The sequence below is a fragment of the Agreia bicolorata genome (assembly GCF_000938265.1).
In the GTDB taxonomy this organism is placed as follows: domain Bacteria; phylum Actinomycetota; class Actinomycetes; order Actinomycetales; family Microbacteriaceae; genus Agreia; species Agreia bicolorata.
The window spans coordinates 74,212-91,614 of sequence record NZ_JYFC01000009.1; the positions used below are offsets into that span (position 1 = coordinate 74,212).

A 17,403-nucleotide genomic window follows, 5' to 3' on the forward strand; every position below is an offset into this window, starting at 1 on the left:
CCATGACCAGCTCCGCTCACGTTCTCGACCCCCTCACCTCTGCCGAGATCGCCTCGTTCGTCGCGGCCGTGCGCACCAGCGATCGCATCGGAGAGCGCCCCCGTTTCTGGGGCATCTCTCTCGATGAGGAGAAGGCGAAGACGCTGCGGCCGGGAGACGCGCGACCCGTGCGTCTCGTCGTGATGAATCCCGATGCCCACGCATCCTGGGAGGTGCGCGGCTGGACGGCCGGACCGACGAGCGAAGCCATCGTCGAGGTCTGGTCGGACGTCGATCACCGGCGCCCGGGAGTCTCGAGTGACGAGGCCCGCCTGATCGCCCGAGCGGCACGCGACTCGCCGCTGCTCGTCGAGGCGCTCGCGAAGCGGGGCATCACCGACACGTCGCTGGTCTGGGTCGACCCCGAGTCGATCACCGGCTTCGTGCCCGAAGACCTCGCCGACCGCCGGCTGAGCTGGGGAACCGTCTGGTACCGGGAGTTTCCGGAGGACAACGGCTACGCCCGCCCCGTGGCGGGGCTCGTGCCGATTCTCGACCTCGACACTCTCGAGGTGATCCGCATCGAGGATCACGGTGTGATTCCGATGAACACCGAGACGGGCGTCTACACCTCGGGCACCTGGGGTGCCGACCGAACGGTTGCCCCGCTCGACATCGTGCAGTCGGAGGGACCCGGCTTCGCGATCGACGGGCACAAGGTCACCTGGCAGAACTGGTCGTTCCGCGTGGGCTTCAGCCACCGCGAGGGGCTGGTGCTGCACGACGTGAGCTATCGCGACGGCGACGCCCAGCGTCCCGTGCTCGACCGGGCCGCGGTGAACGAGATGTATGTGCCGTACCTCGACAGCGACCCGACCGCCTATCGCAAGAACTTCTTCGACTGGGGCGAGTACGGCGCGGGGCCTCTGACCGCGAGCCTGGAGCTCGGCTGCGACTGCCTCGGCGAGATCCGCTACTTCGACGTTGAGTACCTCGATGGCAGCGGTGAGCCGCAGACGATCGTCAACGGCATCTGCATTCACGAAGAAGACGACTCGATTCTCTGGAAGCACGTCAACACACGCACCGGAAGCGCCGAGGTGCGCCGCAGCCGGCGGCTCGTGATCTCGAGCTTCGCCACCGTGGCCAACTACGACTACGGCTTCTACTGGTCGCTCTATCAAGACGGATCGATCGAACTCGAGGTCAAGCTCACCGGCCTTATGTCGGTGTCGGGCATCGCCGATGGAGAGCGCCCGCGTTACGGACGCATGGTCGCCCCGAACGTGCAGGCCCCCACCCACCAGCACTACTTCGCCGTGCGCCTCGACATGGCGGTCGACGGCGCACGCAATCGCCTGGTGGAGGTGCACGCGGAGCCCGAGCCCGACGAGGCGCTCAACCCGTGGGGCAACGCCTGCATCGCGGTCGAGACACCGATCTCGTCGGAGTCGCTCGGTGCCCGACGGGCCGACCCGTCGAAGGCTCTGCACTGGAGGGTCGAGAGCGAATCCGCACTCAACCGCTACGGAGACAGCACCGCCTACCGTCTCGCCATCCAGAACACTGCTCAGTTGTACGCCCGCCCGGGCAGCGTCGTCGAGCGCAAGGCACCGTTCGTGGGCCAGCATCTGTGGGCGAGTGCTTTTGACCCCGAGCAGCGTTACATCGCGGGCGAGTACCCCAATCAGGGCGAGCTCGGAGACGACGGCGTGCACGTCTGGCAGCGGGCCGACCGCTCGCTCGAGAACGAGCGGCTCGTGCTCTGGCCTGTGCTCGGCGTGCACCACTTTCCCCGCCCCGAGCAGTGGCCCATCATGCCGGTCGACCACATCGGCCTGCGACTCGAGCCCGATGGATTCTTCGACCGAAACCCCTCGCTCGACGTGCCGCCGTCGGCCGAATCCGATCACTGCGCCGCGCCTGCGGCCGGCGACGGTGCCCATGCGCATCAGGCCCACCGCGGCGCGCACGGGGGCATGGAGCACACCGAGCAGCAGCACGACCACGAGGGCGGTCGTTGATGGAGAGCCTCGCCGACTGGAGCGCCGTGAGGCTTGCCGGAGCGATCGCCGGCGGCGAGGTATCGGCCGTCGATGTCATGCGGGCGCATCTGGGTCGCATCGAGGAGCGCAACCCCGCCATCCGGGCCGTCGTCTCGCAGCAGCCCGACAGCGTGTCTCTCGCCGCCGCCGAGGCTGCTGACAAACGCACCGCCGAGGCCCGGGCCGAGGGCGCGTCGCTGCCGCCGCTGCACGGTCTGCCGACCGCGGTCAAAGACCTGATGGATGTCGCCGGCTTCCCGACGACCAACGGCTCCGCCGCGTTCGCCGATGCGCCTCCCGCGGCCCACGACAGCGTTCTCGCGACACTGCTTCGCGAGGCCGGGGCGCTCGTGATCGGCAAGACGAACACACCCGAGATGGGTCAGGGCGTGCTGACGTTCAACCCGGTCTTCGGCACGACGGTCAACCCGTGGGACCTCGGTCGGCACGCGGGAGGCTCGAGTGGCGGGGCCGCCGCCGCTCTGTCAGCCCGGATGCTGCCGATCGCCGACGGCTCCGACAGTGGGGGCAGCCTGCGCTACCCGGCCGCGTTCTGCAACGTCGTCGGAGTGCGCCCCAGCCCGGGTCGCGTCGCCAGCGGGCGCACCGGCAACGCGTGGACTCCGCACGGGGTCACGGGGCCGATGGCCAGGGACTCGGCCGACGCCGCGCTCTTCCTCGACGCGCTCGCGGTCGAGAAATCGGTCTGGCCGCTCTCCGCCCTGCCCAGTCACCCCGCGACGCCCGTCACGGTCGACGGCCTGCGCGTCGCTTGGAGCGCCGACGCCGGCGGGCTGCCGATCGACCCGGAGATCGCCGCCGTGCACGCCGCCTTCGCCGAGCAGCTCGCGGCCCTCGGCGCGATCGTCGAGCCCGCCGAACCCGACTTCGCCGGCGCCGACGAGGCGTGGGAGACCATCGAGACCTTCGAGTTCTTTCTCGGCGGGCGGCACGCGGTCGACGCCGGCGCAACCGGATTCCGCCCCGACTACCTCCGCAACGTCGAGCAGGGTCGCGCCACGACCGCAACGCAGTTGGCCGATGCGTACGAGCGACGAACGCGGCTGTTCCGCGACACCGCCGCTGTGCTCGACCGCTACGACGTGCTGATTCTGCCCGCGACGCCGGTGGTTGCTCCGGATGCCGGGCTCGAGTGGGTGCAGACGGTCGACGGCCATCGCTTCGACCGCTACTTCACCTGGCAGATGCTGGCCAATCGCCTGACCCTCGCGGCGCATCCGGTCGTGGTCACCTCAGCCGGTTTCACCGGCGAGGGGTTGCCCGTGGGTGTTCAGGTCGTGGGTCGACACGGCCGAGAGGCGCAGCTGCTCGAGGTGACGCGTGCCATCGAGGAGGCGACGGGCTGGATTTTCCGGACGCCGTCATTCTGAGACCGGTCGCTGCGCTCAGCCCGTGAAGACCGTCGAAGATCGTCGTTCGTACCAGTGAGCGAGATGCTCTCCCGCGCGCAGAACGTGAGCGCGCATGAGTTCGGCCGCCCGATCCGCGTCGCCGGCCGCGAGCGCCTCGAGGAGCTCCTCGTGCTCGCGGAAATTCTCTTCGCGATGGCGCGAGCTGTCTTTCAGCACGAGCGCCGAGACGTTGCGCGGGAAAGCGTCGTTGATCTCGCCCAGCATGCGGCTCAGGCGCGTGTTCGCCGAGGCCTCGTAGATGCGGCTGTGGAACTGGTCGTTGTCGTTGCCATCGCGCTCCGTCGCGGTTCCTGCGGCGACGGCGAGCGAGCGTTCGTACATCGCCTTGTTGATGCTGCGGAGCTCGGCGATTGTTGTGTCGTCGAGTCGATCCACTGCGCGGCGCGCGGCGAGCGACTCCAGCTCGGCGCGCACCTCGTAGGCCTCGCGCACCTCCCACGGAACGGGCACCCGCACCACGGCGCCGCGGTTGGGCACGACCTCGATCAACCCTCCGGTCTGCAGCTGACGAAGGGCCTCACGAACCGGGGTGCGACTGATGCCGAACTGCGCGGCGAGCTCGGCCTGGCGAAGCGGCGCCCCGATCGGAATCTCTCCCGACATGATCTTGGAGCGGATGCGTGCCGCAAGGTCGTCGACGAGTGCGTTGCCATCGGTCTCGGGCACGTTGTGACCTCTCTTGTCCGTCGAGCGAGGCTGACGCGCGTTCACTGCGGCCGCCCTATGATTGGATCCAATTATGGTGCCTCCTGAGCCGATCCAGCAGCGGCGCCCCCGCCGAGTTCTGAATTCGCCGTGAGCGCGCTCTTCGCCGTGATGGTTGCGGCAGCGACCGCGTCGGTCGTGCTCTCGATTCTGGGGCGGAGTCACGGCGGAAGAACGGGCCCGGTGTTCGAGTGCGTGATGCTGCTGGCGATGGTCGATGTGCATGCTCCGGGACTCGGCGTCGTTCCCGCGCCGCTGTGGTGCGTGCTGCTGACGGCGTGCGCGATCGGTGGAGCGTTCGTCGGCAGGCTGCAGGCGGCTCCCGGCGCCCGTCCGGCGATCGTGCTTCGTCACTCCGCCGGCATGCTCGTCGCCGCCCTGCTCGTTCTGATCGCCGGGACGACGGGCAGCCGAGACGCGCCGCTCGCCGTCGCGAATGCATCCGGAATCGCCCACGCGCACGGCGCCGCGCCGTCGTCGTTTCTCGTGACGCTCGTGGTCGTCGCCGTTGTGGCCTATGCGATCGGGGTGGTCGCGGTGGTGCTCCACCGCCGCCCGGCGCGGATCGAGACGGCCCGATGCTTCTCATCGTTGCTCGGGCTCGTGGCTATGGCCGGCATGGTGGCGGTGCCCGTGCTGCACTGATCACTGCAAGATTGGATCCAATTATGCTTGAATGGGATGAAATCTTCGCGGACCGTCGACTCCGCGCCAAGCAGCAGGGAGACGTCGCATGATCATCGATGCCTACAACACCACCCAGGACCGCCGCGGTCGTAGCGACTACCTCAGCGGCGTTCGGCCTGGCGAACAGCCTCCGGCTTACACGCCGTTCGATGCACGGCGCATCCTCGATCGAATGGATGCCGCGGGCGTGGACAAGGCGATGGTCTGCTCGCTCGCGCAGGGCATCGAGAACGACTTCCTCATGGAACTCGTCGCAGCGCATCCCGACCGTCTCTTCGGCTTCGGGCAGGTCATGCCGCAGTGGGAGAACGCGACGGACGAGATCCGTCGCTTCGCTGACGGTGGCCTTGTCGGTCTGAAGCTGCACCCGAGTCTGCACGGATATCACGTGGCCGACCATGGCCTTCTCGATCCGCTGTTCGCCGTCTGCGAGGAGCTCGGTCTGCCCGTGCTGATCAACGCACTCGATGACGCGTTCTGCGCGCCCTTCGCGATCGAGGAGATCGCCAAGGGCTTTCCGGGTGTTCCCACGATCATCGCTCACATGGGTGCTGTGTGGAACGTGCCTGAGGCGATCATTGTCGCCGAGCGCAATCCGCACATCTATCTCGAGACTTCGGCGACGCTTATGTCCGACGTGAAGCGCGCCTACGCGCGGCTGGGCGCAGAGAAGATCCTCCTCGGCTCCGAGTGGCCGGGCAGCGACTTCGACCTCGAGCGTATGAAGGTCGCGAAGGCCGTGCCGGACGAGGCAGACCGAGCCCTCATCGAGGGCGGCAACATGGCTCGGATCATGGGCTGGTCGTGACCGACTCCTCGAGGCCGCTTCTCGGCGGGCCGCCCGTCGGCATGTCTTCGGCCGATCGTGAGCTGCTCGAGGAGGCCCTCGGTCTGCTCGAGGCCCGTTATGTCGTCGGCGTGCACGAGGTGGCCGCGGCCCTGCGGCTTGCCGATGGGCGCACGGTGACGGGGCTGCACGTGGAGGCGACCGCCGGCCGGGCATCCATCTGCGCGGAGTCGGCGGCGTTGAGCGCCGCCGTGATCGCTGGTTCGCCGGCGGTGTCGATCGTGGGCGTGCTGCGCCGCCCCGCGGGCAGCCTGCACATCATCGAGCCGTGCGGCGTCTGCGCCGAGCTTCTCGCCGATCACGCGCCCGACGCATCCGTCTGGGTTGCGGTCGGCGACGGATTCGCGCCCGTGGGCGTGCGGGAGCTGCTGCCGTTCCGGCGCCGCAGGGCAGGTCGGCAAGTTCAGCCATGATGCCCGCCACTGATGCCCGCCTGATCATCGGCGCCATCCGCACGATGGACGACGAGCGCCCCGAGGCCGAGGCGATGCTCATCGTGGGTGAGCGCATCGTGTCGATCGGAGCGCTCGACGAGGCGCGCGCTGCGGCTCCCGCAGGCACCGTCGAGGAGCGCTTCGATGGAGTGATCGTGCCCGGCTTCATCGACGCGCACTCGCACATGCAGCGTGCTGGTCTGAAGGCCCTGCAGCTGCTCGACGATGGCGCGGATGCCGCGACCTTCTCGGCGGTGATGCTCGCCGACGGCGACGCAGATCCGGATGCCCCGGATTGGCTCGGCGACACGCCTCCCCTTCTCGAGGATCGGCTCGCCGCCCTCCGTCGGGTGCAGCCCCTTCTGCACGCGATGGGATTCACCGGAGTGATCGACCCCGCCGTGACGCTCGACGAACTCGATGGCTACCGCGAGGCGCATCGACGCTCACTCTTGACGATGCGCGTCGTCGCCATGCCGTGGCCGCAGCTCGGATCGGCGGAGGTGCCCGACGTCGACGCGGCGCTGCGAGTGCTCGACGGCATCGATGGTGCGACCGGCGACGGCGACGACCAGCTACGGCTCGGCCCGATCAAGGTCTACTACGACGGCGAAGGAATGAAGGGCCAGGCGCTGCTCGAGCGGCCGTGGGTCGGCGATGATTACGGCGTTCAGCGTCTCTCGGCCGATGAGTTCGCCCGCCTTGCGTCGTCGTGCGTCGAGCGCGGCTGGGGCCTCGGGGTGCACGCGGTCGGCAGTCGCGCGGTCGCGCAGGTTCTCGACGGCCTCGAGGCGGCCGCGCCGCCGACCGTTCTCGGGCCGCTGCGCTGCCAGCTCATCCACGCGTATCTCGAGCCGAGCGTCGAGAGCATGCGGCGGGCGGCCGAGCTCGGGGTGATCGCGTCGCTGCAGCCATCCATCGCATGGAACAACGCGTCGGGACTGATGCGCCGCCTCGGTGATCGCGCGCTGCCGGTCAACCCGATGCGCGCCTGGCTCGATGCAGGCGCGACGCTCGCGATGGGCTCCGACGCCCCCTACTTTCCCTTCGACCCGAGGCGGCTCGTCGAGGTGTCTGCAGAAAGACGGATGCGCGGCATGGCCGAGCCGATCGGCTCGGAGCAGGCGATCACCGTTCTCGAGGCGGTTCGGGCCTACACGCGGGGAGCCGCGCGCGCCGCCTTCGCGGAGGATCGCTGCGGAATGCTGCGCGAGGGCTTTCTCGCCGACTGGGTGCTGCTCGAGGTTGACCCCACAACGTGCACCTCGGCGGAGTTTGCGGCCTCGCGGGTGCTGCGCACGGAGGTGGGCGGGACTCCCGTCTTCGAGGGTGTCGTGGCGGAGGGCGTCGATCGTGGAGTTGATCAGTAGTTGGCGGTAAGTCGGAGTCGCAACGTCACTTGGTGGTCACCATTCGCGGCCTCGAGGACCACCTCGCCGGTCACAGTAGCCAACTCCCCGGTGCCGGAGCCTGGAATGACCTCGTACCGCAACGCCTCCGCCCCGTCGGCCATCGAGCCGAATTGTTGGAACACAATCGTCCCGGTCCGATCATCGATGGCGCCCTCGAACAGCTCGATCGCGACGTAGCCGGCTGCGCCCGACGATGGGTCGCCGCCTGAGAGCATGACGCCTGCGGAGGTGCCTTTGATCCCACCTGTCCACGTCTTAGTGAAGTCGAACCTGCCCGTACCCGGAAGCACGGCGTCCGCGGGAGCGATGTCGATGTCGAACCGTCCAGAAATCATCAAGTCAGTCATGCTCCAAGCGTCGTCGATGCATCGAGGCAGGTCTTGAAGATTCGCGCCGTCATAATGGGACGATGCTGGAACCCTACGCGAGTCGTGGAGTCCTCCACTCGCACCTACTCCCGCAGTTCATTCGGAGAACGCCAGGTGCGCCGCTAGAGACAAGGGTGCGCTGGTTCTGGGCCGCATCGTGGAACCTGCCTGACGGCGGCACATCCGAACAGGCACTATTGCCCTTCGCCGCAGCCAACCTTGCCGTCGAGCCAACCGGTGTCACCCTTACTGGGCCGAATACCGGTGCTGTCGCCCACACGCTGAAAAGCCACGGATGGGTGGTCGCGGCAAACCTGCAACCCGCCGCATCCGCCGCACTCCTGGGGTGCCCCACAAGGATGCGCGATCTTACCCAGGCCATCATCGCGGACGATCTCGTTGCCGCGGTCACTCAGGCGTTCCACCGCATCGAGGCTTTTGACGACGCTGCTGATGCGGCTGTCGCCGCGCTCTCGGCGTGGATTGTTCAGCGGGTTCCGCCGCCCAGCGAGCTGGCCGTCAGAGCGAATCGCCTCCTCGCTCTGGTCGAACACGACCAGACGATCACGACCCTCAGGGATGCTGCCGACGCACTGCATGTCTCACAGCGCACGGTCCAACGCGTCGCCCATGACTACATCGGCATGTCGGTCGGCGAGATCATTCGCCGCTCACGCCTGCAACGCACCCTGGAGCACGTCCGCGAGTCACCGACCGAATCCCTAGCAGGCATCGCCGCTGCGAACGGGTACTCCGATCACGCACACATGGCCGCCGAGCTGCGAACCATCACTCGCCAGACGGCCACTCAATACCGAACCGCCGCCCGAGACCCAATCCACTGATACGCCGCGAAGCTGCCCTATCGAGGCCTCAGTGAGGTTCGGAGTATGGCCGCTTCGAGGCCAATCGAAGCGGCCACTTCCCGCACCTCAGTGAACTCACGTGTCCAGCAGGAGTGATCTCGATATGCCGACTCCTTCGTCGCGCGATACGCGGGAAAATCCTCAGGATTTGTAATCCCCTCGAAACATAATTGGATGCGTATCACACTAGATTGGATCCAAGTTGACTGGCCGAGTGGCGATTCAGCGTCGGCACCCGACGCGCCCACGGCCGCAGCCACCCAATCTGCACCCGACGCACCACAGACATCCTTTGGAGGACAGCACCATGATCAGGAAGAGAATGATCGCCGGCGTCGCGCTGGCGGCGGCGGTGGGCCTCGCGCTCAGCGCCTGCTCCGCCGGCGCGCCCGAGGCGGCCTCCGGCACCACCGACACGATCAACGCCGAGCTCTGGTACGCGCCGGCCACCTTCGACCCCGCGAAGGCCTCTGCCTCATCCGACGTGACCGTCGCGAGACTCGGCTTCGACACTCTGCTGCGTCAGGGCGAGACCGAGGGCTACGTGGGAGGGCTGGCGACCGACTGGTCGTCGACGTCGGCGTCGGACTACACCTTCACCATTCGTAAAGACGCCACCTGCTCCGACGGCACCGCCATCACGCCGACCATCGTGGCCGACTCGTTCTCCTACCTCGTCGGCCTCGACGACTCGGGCGCCCAGACCTGGAAGAACCAGGCATTCGGCTCGGGCACTCCCACCTTCACTCCGGACGACGCGGCCGGAACCCTCTCCATCTCGCTCAGCGCGCCGTACTCGCAGCTGTTCGGCGGAGTCACTCGCCCAGGCTCCGGCATCATCTGCCCCGCCGGTCTTGCCGACCCCGACGGCCTTGCCGCGGGTACCGTCGCCGGTGCGTGGTCTGGCCCGTACACGCTGAAGAAGTCGGATGCCGGAAAGAGTGTGCAGTACGCGCTGCGCGACGACTACAACGTCTGGCCCGACTGGAAGAACGTCAAGGGCACGCCGGCCAAGACGATCAACCTGACCGTTCAGGGCGATTCCAACACGAGCGCCAACCTGCTCGAGTCTGGCGGCGTCGACCTCGCTCGCTTCTACGACGCAAACGCTCAGCGCTTCGAGGGCGACGGATACTCCACGGTCAGCTTCGCCAGTTCGGCCTACAATCTGGTGTTCAACCAGGCTCCGGGCACGGGTTCGATCTTCGAGGGAAACAAGGAACTGCGCGCGGCCGTGGCCCAGGCCATCGACCGGCAGGGCTTCAACGCCGCCGGTCTCGACGGTCTAGGCGTCGAGCAGAACACCGTGAACGCTGCCAGCTACCGCTGCGCGCTCGACGACCCCTCGCTTGTTCAGCCGTACGACCTGGCCGCTGCCACCAAGGTGCTCACGGGCAAGACCATCCGACTGCTGATCATGTCGAAGTGGGATCCGGCTGCAGACTACCTCGCCGAGTCGCTTCGCTCCGCCGGCGCCACGGTCACCGTCTCGGCGCCCGACCCCGCCGACTGGACCAAGCAGATGCGCACGCAGCCCGAGACCTGGGATGTGGCGGTTGCGGCTGAGAATGCCGAGGCAGGTCTCATCGACACGTCGATCGCCCGTTATCTCGGACCGACCTACGCCCAGGGCGGCACCAATGTCGCGTCGACCGACAACCCCGAGGGTGTTGCCGACTACGAGGCCGGAATGAACGCGACCGAGCCCGAGGAGCAGTGCGCCGACTTCGAGGCCGCGCAGAAGACGATCCTCGAGCGCGTCGACATGGCTCCGCTGATCACGGACACGCACCGCTACGTGGCTCGCAAGGGATTCGCCTCGTACGTCTTCTCGGGCTACTGGGACATCTCGGCCATGCGCATCGTCTCGTAACACGCTGACGCACTGCCGGACCGGAACACTTCAGGAGAACACGCGATGAGCACGATGACCGCTGACAGCTTCGCGGCGCCCGGTCCGGGCACCCCAGAACCAGGCCGCCCCGTCAAGGCGGCAACCCTCGCCGGCGCGTGGCGCACGTTCCTCGTGCGCCGCGTGGCCGGCCTCCTCGTCAACCTGGCGCTGCTGGTGCTGGTCACCTTCTTGATCGTGCAGCTGATTCCCGGCGACCCGGCGACGGCCATCGCCGGAGAGAGTGCGACCCTCGACCAGGTCGAACTGGTGCGCACGCAGCTCGGTCTCGACCAGCCTCTGCCTGTTCAGCTCTGGACCTACGTGTCGGGAGTCGTGCAGGGCGATTTCGGGGACTCGTACCGCTACCGGCAGCCCGCGATGGACATCGTGATGACGGCGGTTCCCTACACGCTCACCATCACGATCGCGGCCGTGCTGCTGCTGCTGGTGCTCGGCATCGCACTGGGCATGGCCATCGGCGTCGCCACGCGGGGCGACCGCAGGCGCTGGTTGGATCTCTCGTTCAGCGTGGTCACGGGCATCATCTCGTCGATTCCCACCTACGTGCTCGCCACGGGCTTCGTCGTGGTGTTCGCGGTGCTCTGGCGGGTGCTGCCTCCGGCGTACTCGCCGGCATACAACATCGGTGCGGCGGCCATCCTGCCTATCGCCTCGCTCTCGATCGGCGGAATCTGTTCCGTCGCTCGAATCGTGCGTCGCGAGACGGCGGTGATCCTCGAGCAGGACTACATGCGCTCGGCGAGAGGGTGGCGCCTGCCGACGCTCACGCTCTACGTGAAGCACATGCTGCCCAACCTTCTGACCACGGCGCTCACGCTCTCGGGCATCATCCTCACGGCGCTGCTGGGATCTGCTCTCATCACCGAGGCGGTCTTCGCCTGGCCCGGACTCGGCGGCGTGATCGTGCAGGCCATCGCCGTCGACAAGGACTACCCGGTCATCAGGGCCGCGGTCTTCGTGATCGGGCTGATCTCGCTTGTGATGACGCTCATCATCGACATCATTCTCGGCCTCATCGACCCTCGAACACTCGGAGGAAAGCGTGACTGAGTCGAACCCCGCAGCGGCGGTACGCGTCGCAGAGGCGCCCGCCGATCGCGCGCGCCGCTTCGCCTGGAACCCCGGCCTCGTCATCGGCCTCGGCATGCTCGCCGTCGTCGCCGTGGCCGCGGTCATCGCTCCGCTCGTCTTCGGCACGCAAGCGACCGGCGTGGGAACCGATCCGGGTCAGGCATCGAGCGCCGCGCATCCACTCGGCACGGACACGCTCGGTCGCGACATGCTCGCCCGCACCCTCGTGGCAACTCAGTCGACCGTGCTGATGGCGCTCTTCGCCACGGTGCTGTCGTCTGTCGTGGGAATCGCCTTCGGCATCTTCGTCTGGCTGGCCCCGCGCCGTCTTCGCGAGCTGGGCTTGCGGCTGATCGAATTCGCGGTGAGCTACCCCACGATGCTGGTTGCGATCATCGTCGCGGCGATCCTCGGCCAGGGCGTTGTGCAGGTCGTGGTCGCCGTGGCAGTGGCGAACATCGCCGGCTTCGCGCGGCTCACGGCCAACCTCGCCGCCAAGATCTCGGCCAGCGAGTACGTGACGACCGCGCGCCTCATGGGGGTGCCGGTGCACCGCCTCGCGCTGCGCCATGTGCTTCCGAACATGGCGGAGCCCATCCTGATTCTCATCGCCGGGGCCTTCTCGGGTGCCCTCGTCGAGATCTCTGGACTCTCGTTCATCGGCCTCGGTGCCCAGACCCCGGCGTTCGACTGGGGAACCCTTCTCAACGACGGGCTGAGCAGAATCGCGGTGAACCCCATCGTGATCGCGGGGCCGGCCGTGGCTCTGACCTTCACCTCGCTCGCCGCCCTGATGGTCGGAGACGGCCTTGCGGCGGCGGCGAACCCGCGGTCGAACTCGACCCGGGCGCGCCTTGTGCGAGCGGAGGGAGAACCCGCGGTCGTTACGATCGAGGGCGACGACACCGTTCTGATCGCCGATGGAATCACGGTCAAGCACGGCTCCACCGGCCGCCCCCTGGTCTCCGACGTCTCCTTCACTATCCGCCGCGGAGAGGTGCTCGGCATCGTGGGCGAATCCGGCTCGGGCAAGTCTCTCACCGCCTCCGTCGTCGCACGGCTTCTCGGGGAAGGGCTCGAGGCATCCGCCCGACGGCTCGAACTCGGCGGCACCGACCTGCTCGGACGCGTCTCCGGTCGCACCCTCGCGTCGAAGATCGGGCTCGTCTATCAGGATCCGGGCACGGCACTCAACCCCGCCCTCGTTCTCGGAACCCAGCTCTCCGACGTGCTCACGATTCGCCTCGGCTTCTCGCGCCGCGGCGCCCTAGGCCTGCTCGCACGCGCCTTCGAGGCGGTGAAGCTGAGCGATCCGGAGGGTCGACTGCGGCAGCATCCGCACCAGCTCTCGGGCGGCATGAAGCAGCGGGCGATGATCGCCTCTGCCATGAGCACCAAGCCCGATCTCTTGATCGCCGACGAGCCCACCACCGCACTCGACGTCACCGTGCAGCGCGAGGTGCTGTCGCTTCTGAAGCGCATGAACGAGCAGTCGGGCACGGCCGTGCTGTTCATCTCGCACGACCTCGGGGTTGTCAGGGCTCTCTGCGATCGCGTGCTCGTGATGAAAGACGGCCGCATCGTCGAGCGCATCGACGACGTCGCCACACTCTCGGAGGACACCGTGGAACACCCGTATACCAAGCAGCTTCTCGCAGCGACGCCGACTGTCGCCGTGAAGGTGCCGGCTCCGACTCCGGGGGAGGCCCGCTCGTGAGCGAGGTGAGCGAGGTCATGGTCGACGTGCGTGGCCTCGACGTCTCGTTCGGCTCGGCGCGCGTGCTGCGTGGCGTCGACCTGCGCCTCGAGCGAGGCCGCACTGTGGGTATCGTCGGAGAATCCGGCTCGGGCAAATCGACGCTGGCGAAGGTTCTCGTCGGCACGGTGCGCGCGGCATCCGGAACCGCGACCGTCGACGGCGTCGACATCGTCGCGGCAGACCGCCGAGCCATGCGCGCGTACCGCCGGCGCGCCCAGATGATTCCGCAGGATCCGTACTCGTCGCTGTCTCCGCGGCGCACGATCGCGCAGACGCTCGCCGAGGCGATCGATCCGGTGCGCGGAAGGGTCGCAACGCACGAGCAGCTGATCGGCGAGTGGCTGGTGCGCGTGGGGCTGACGCCAGAGATGATGCATCGCTTTCCGCACGAGTTCTCCGGAGGCCAGCGGCAGCGCATCGCCATCGCGCGGGGCCTGATCATCGACCCGCACCTCGTGATCGCCGACGAGATCACCTCGGCACTCGACGTGTCGGTGCAGGTGCAGATTCTCGATCTGCTCGCCGGCATCAAGGACTCTCTCGGCGTGACCATGATGTTCATCTCGCACAACCTCGCGGTCGTGCAGAGGGTGAGCGACGACGTCGTTGTGCTCTACCAGGGCGAGGTCGTCGAGGCCGGACCCGTCGAGCAGGTCTACGCTGACCCGCAGCACTGGTACACCCGCCGACTGCTCGATGCCGATCCGGGCGCGCCCGGCTTCAGCCTCGCGAGCTGACAATGGCCGCTCGTCTGCCGCACGTTCCGCCCGCGTCGGGCGTCGTTCGTCTCGTCGGCGCCACGCTCATCGACGGCACCGGATGTCCGCCGCTGGCGGATTCCGAGGTCGAACTCGTCGACGGGGTGATCGCCTACGCCGGACAACGCAGAGCCGCGCAATCGCTCGACGGCGCGATCGACCTCACGGGCACATTCCTCATGCCGGGATTCGTCGACGCGCATGTGCACCTCAGCATGGTGCCGGGCGACCCCGAGACGCAGCGCTCGCGCTTCGTCGAGGAGCACGTGCTCGAGACTGCGTCCGTGCTGAGAACAACGCTGCTCGCCGGGGTCACCACCGCTCGCGACCTCGATGGCCTCACCCCGGGCTACCGCGACGCGATCGCGCGTGGCTCTGCTGTGGGCCCGCGGCTGCACCTGGCCATCTCGATGCTCTCGCCCACGGGAGGCCACGCCGATCCGGTGCGGCCCAACGGCTCCCTCCCCGCGTGGGCCGTGCGCCCCGGCATGCCCGCACCGGGCGTCGTCGATACCGACGACGACATCATCCGCACTGTGCGCGAGCTCATGCGCATGGGAGCCGACGCCATCAAGGTCTCGACCTCGGGCGGGGTCGGCTCGCCCACCGACGACCCGGCGGATGCGGGCCTGCCCGTGGAGCACGTGCGTCTCGTGGCCCGGCTCACGGCCGAGCGGGGTGGCCGCCCGATCACCGCGCATGCCCTGACCGATGCGGCGGTTCGGGTCGCCGTTCTGGGCGGAGCCGCAAGCATCGAGCACGGCTACGACCTGAGCGACGACACGATCGATCTGATGCTGCAGCACGGCACCGTGCTCGTTCCGACTCTCAGCACCCTGCTGCGCACGCTCGACCCGGCGACCACCTCGCCCGCGGCGCTGGCCGACCGCGAGGCGCGGCAGAGACGAGGCCTCGACTCCGTGCGTCGTGCCGTTGCGGCCGGTGTGCCCGTCGCGCTGGGCACCGACGCGGGAGTGCACCCCCATGGCCGCAATCTCGCGGAACTTGCGCGCCTCGTCGAGGTCGGCCTCGACCCGCTCGCGGCCATCCGGGCGGGCACCCTCGGTGGCGCGCGCCTGCTCGGGCTCGACACCGAGCTCGGAACGGTGGAGGCCGGCAAACAAGGCGACCTGGTCGTGACCGTGGTGGATCCGCTGCAGAACATCGGGGACCTCGCGGACGTTTCCGCCGTTCGCATGGTGCTTCAGGCCGGTCGCGTGGTCAAAGATCTCGACAGCCGGATGCCGGCTGCGCGCTGACTTGCGCGTGGCCGGCCCGGGCCCACCCATGTACGTGGTCAGAAGGCGACGTTCATGGTCAGGACGCGAAGTTTGCGGTCATCCGCAGCGCGGGACGGCTCTCTACTCGCCCAACGCGCCCTTAGCGGGCGAGAGCTCCGTCGTGGACAGCGCGGTCGCCCGCCGAAGGAGCGCTCACGCGGTGAAATCTCCTTCGCGCCTGGTCGTGTGGTGTTGGTCGGGTGAGCTCAAGGGCTCGCAGGTCACGATCGACCGAGGAGTCCGGTGGCTAACTGAGGACATTTTTGTTTCGTGGGATGCGGAGTCGCGAGAATCAGGGGTCGAATGTGCCGGGGGACTCGGCGTCAAGGTATTTGTCCTCCGTTAGCTCCTGCAGCGACGAGGGCAGGAGTCGCTGGTGGCTTCGATACGGCCGCGGGCGGCCTACTCAACCAGCGCAGAGGCTCCCTCGATCGCCAGCACGATGGTTGCGACCACGCGCTCAGGCGCGACATGCGGCACCGCGTGGCTCGTGTCGACCTCGGTCGTGACGGCGCCCATGCGCGACGCCATGTCGCGCTGGGTCTCGGGGCGAAGGTGCTTGTCGCTGGCGGCCACGAGGTACCACGAGGGTCGTGACCTCCAGGCGGGCTCCACGATGGTCTCGGCGAAGATCGCGTCGGACGAGACTCTGCTCTCGGCGCGCCCTGCGAGGCGGATGGCTTCGGGAACATCCCAGGCGAGCTCGCGCCACGACTCCTCGTCGGGTGCCGGGATCCACTCGCCCGACGGCCCGCGCGTAAAATACTTCTCCACCTCGGCGGGCTCGTACGCATCGACGATGGTCGCCACGGACTCGTCGCGGTCGGGTGCGAAAGCCGCGACGTAGACGAGACCGACGACGCGCTCGTGCGTGCCCGCAGCGGTGATGACGGCGCCACCATAGGAGTGACCGACGAGCAGCACGGGGCCGTCGACGGCGTCGATCAGGGCGCGCACGTTCGCCTCGTCGTCGTACAGCGACTGCGAGAGGTTGTCGGCCAGCGACAAGGAGTAGCCACGCTCCTCGAGCAGCGGAACGACGGAGGACCACGTGAAGGGGGTTCCGCCCATTCCGTGAACGAGGACGAGATGCATGGGACTCTCCGTATTCATAAGAGACGCCTTACGCGGGAAGAGGCAGGAGCACCGTCGGCGCCGGCGCCGCCTCGCGGCCGGCGAACGGCACGGGCTGGCAGACCATGAGGTAGTCGCCGGGCTCCACGGATGACAGGTCGGCGTTCTCGAGGATCACGACGCCCGCGCCGCACAGGGCTACGTGCGTCGGCCACGTCGCCGTGTTCGCCGGGGCCTCCATGGTCATGTAATCGATGCCGGCGAAGAGCACGCCCCGCTCGACGAGCCATGCGGCGCCATCCGGACCGAGTCCGACCCACGTCTCCGACTTCTCTGCCCTGGTGAGCGCGTCGGTCGAGTTGCGCGTGCGAAAGAGCACGCGTGCGGCGCCCTCCGCGCCGGCCGCAGCGAGGTCGGCCGCGGTGATCTCCTCCTCGACATGGCGCAGGTCGAGCACCCGTACGGGGCCGACGACGCTGTCGAGCGCGATCTGGTCAACGGTGGTGCTGCCGGGCACGAAGTGCGAGGGGGCGTCGACATGGGTTCCGGTGTGGGCGCCGATGAGCCAGCGCGATACGTCGGATGCGTAGCCGTCGACGATCTGCTCGACCATCTCGAAGGTGGGGCGCCGGCCCCAGTGCAGCATCTCGCCGTGGATGGGGATATTGATGTCGATGGCGTCGGTCATGTCTTCCTCGGGCTCGGGAACCATAGAATGGATTCGCTTTGATCAATATTGTATCCAATTTGAATGCTTCATCACCAGCCTC

General features: G+C 68.0%; 16 protein-coding genes. 12 read left to right on the forward strand and 4 right to left on the reverse strand.

Annotated features, from left to right (window positions below):
* Positions 1 to 2 precede the first annotated feature (2 nt).
* Positions 3 to 2,003: a primary-amine oxidase gene (locus TZ00_RS17115; RefSeq protein ID WP_084606254.1), complete on the forward strand. Its 2,001-nt coding sequence runs from the start codon at positions 3 to 5 to the stop codon at positions 2,001 to 2,003.
* Positions 2,003 to 3,415: an amidase gene (locus tag TZ00_RS17120; RefSeq protein WP_044443587.1), complete on the forward strand. Its 1,413-nt coding sequence runs from the start codon at positions 2,003 to 2,005 to the stop codon at positions 3,413 to 3,415. The genes TZ00_RS17115 and TZ00_RS17120 overlap by 1 nt, the downstream gene beginning before the upstream one ends.
* 15 nt (positions 3,416 to 3,430) lie before the next feature.
* Here the strand turns inward: TZ00_RS17120 and TZ00_RS17125 are convergent, their stop codons facing one another.
* Complete coding sequence (locus TZ00_RS17125) at positions 3,431 to 4,123, reverse strand: GntR family transcriptional regulator (protein ID WP_044443637.1); 693 nt, start codon at positions 4,121 to 4,123, stop codon at positions 3,431 to 3,433.
* A gap of 129 nt (positions 4,124 to 4,252) precedes the next feature.
* Here TZ00_RS17125 and TZ00_RS17130 point away from each other — a divergent pair, with 129 nt between their 5' ends.
* From TZ00_RS17130 to TZ00_RS17145, 4 genes are all read left to right on the forward strand, one after another.
* Positions 4,253 to 4,807: a hypothetical protein gene (locus TZ00_RS17130; RefSeq protein WP_044443588.1), complete on the forward strand. Its 555-nt coding sequence runs from the start codon at positions 4,253 to 4,255 to the stop codon at positions 4,805 to 4,807.
* 88 nt (positions 4,808 to 4,895) lie between these two features.
* Positions 4,896 to 5,657: an amidohydrolase family protein gene (locus tag TZ00_RS17135; protein ID WP_044443589.1), complete on the forward strand. Its 762-nt coding sequence runs from the start codon at positions 4,896 to 4,898 to the stop codon at positions 5,655 to 5,657.
* Complete coding sequence (locus tag TZ00_RS17140) at positions 5,654 to 6,109, forward strand: cytidine/deoxycytidylate deaminase family protein (RefSeq protein ID WP_152631250.1); 456 nt, start codon at positions 5,654 to 5,656, stop codon at positions 6,107 to 6,109. The genes TZ00_RS17135 and TZ00_RS17140 overlap by 4 nt, the downstream gene beginning before the upstream one ends.
* Positions 6,106 to 7,500: an amidohydrolase gene (locus TZ00_RS17145; RefSeq protein ID WP_044443590.1), complete on the forward strand. Its 1,395-nt coding sequence runs from the start codon at positions 6,106 to 6,108 to the stop codon at positions 7,498 to 7,500. The genes TZ00_RS17140 and TZ00_RS17145 overlap by 4 nt, the downstream gene beginning before the upstream one ends.
* Here the strand turns inward: TZ00_RS17145 and TZ00_RS17150 are convergent.
* A complete protein-coding gene (locus TZ00_RS17150; protein ID WP_044443591.1) occupies positions 7,494 to 7,889 on the reverse strand; it encodes a DUF3224 domain-containing protein in 396 nt (131 codons plus the stop codon). The two genes, TZ00_RS17145 and TZ00_RS17150, sit on opposite strands and share 7 nt — an antisense overlap.
* Before the next feature lie 62 nt (positions 7,890 to 7,951).
* On the opposite strand from TZ00_RS17150, the gene TZ00_RS17155 reads away from it, so the two are divergent.
* The 6 genes from TZ00_RS17155 to TZ00_RS17180 all read left to right on the forward strand — a co-directional run bounded on the left by TZ00_RS17155 (position 7,952) and on the right by TZ00_RS17180 (position 15,538).
* On the forward strand, positions 7,952 to 8,755 hold the full coding sequence (locus tag TZ00_RS17155) for a helix-turn-helix domain-containing protein (protein WP_084606258.1): 804 nt from the start codon (positions 7,952 to 7,954) through the stop codon (positions 8,753 to 8,755).
* 328 nt (positions 8,756 to 9,083) lie between these two features.
* Positions 9,084 to 10,649, forward strand: coding sequence for an ABC transporter substrate-binding protein (locus TZ00_RS17160; protein ID WP_084606260.1), 1,566 nt, complete (start codon positions 9,084 to 9,086; stop codon positions 10,647 to 10,649).
* A gap of 45 nt (positions 10,650 to 10,694) precedes the next feature.
* On the forward strand, positions 10,695 to 11,741 hold the full coding sequence (locus tag TZ00_RS17165) for an ABC transporter permease (RefSeq protein WP_238579743.1): 1,047 nt from the start codon (positions 10,695 to 10,697) through the stop codon (positions 11,739 to 11,741).
* Positions 11,734 to 13,479 (forward strand): dipeptide/oligopeptide/nickel ABC transporter permease/ATP-binding protein, encoded by a 1,746-nt coding sequence (locus tag TZ00_RS17170; protein WP_238579744.1) that lies wholly within the window; start codon positions 11,734 to 11,736, stop codon positions 13,477 to 13,479. Before TZ00_RS17165 ends, TZ00_RS17170 begins: the two co-directional genes overlap by 8 nt.
* Positions 13,476 to 14,258, forward strand: a complete 783-nt coding sequence (locus TZ00_RS17175; protein ID WP_052521670.1) for an ABC transporter ATP-binding protein — start codon at positions 13,476 to 13,478, stop codon at positions 14,256 to 14,258. Before TZ00_RS17170 ends, TZ00_RS17175 begins: the two co-directional genes overlap by 4 nt.
* A 2-nt stretch (positions 14,259 to 14,260) precedes the next feature.
* A complete protein-coding gene (locus TZ00_RS17180; protein ID WP_044443593.1) occupies positions 14,261 to 15,538 on the forward strand; it encodes a metal-dependent hydrolase family protein in 1,278 nt (425 codons plus the stop codon).
* 423 nt (positions 15,539 to 15,961) lie between these two features.
* Here TZ00_RS17180 and TZ00_RS17185 read toward each other — a convergent pair whose 3' ends face one another.
* Together TZ00_RS17185 and TZ00_RS17190 are read right to left on the reverse strand one after the other, a co-directional pair.
* Entirely contained in the window at positions 15,962 to 16,654 is a 693-nt protein-coding gene (locus TZ00_RS17185) for an alpha/beta fold hydrolase (RefSeq protein WP_044443594.1), read from the reverse strand.
* A gap of 28 nt (positions 16,655 to 16,682) precedes the next feature.
* On the reverse strand, positions 16,683 to 17,321 hold the full coding sequence (locus TZ00_RS17190) for a cyclase family protein (protein ID WP_044443647.1): 639 nt from the start codon (positions 17,319 to 17,321) through the stop codon (positions 16,683 to 16,685).
* Positions 17,322 to 17,403 lie beyond the last annotated feature (82 nt).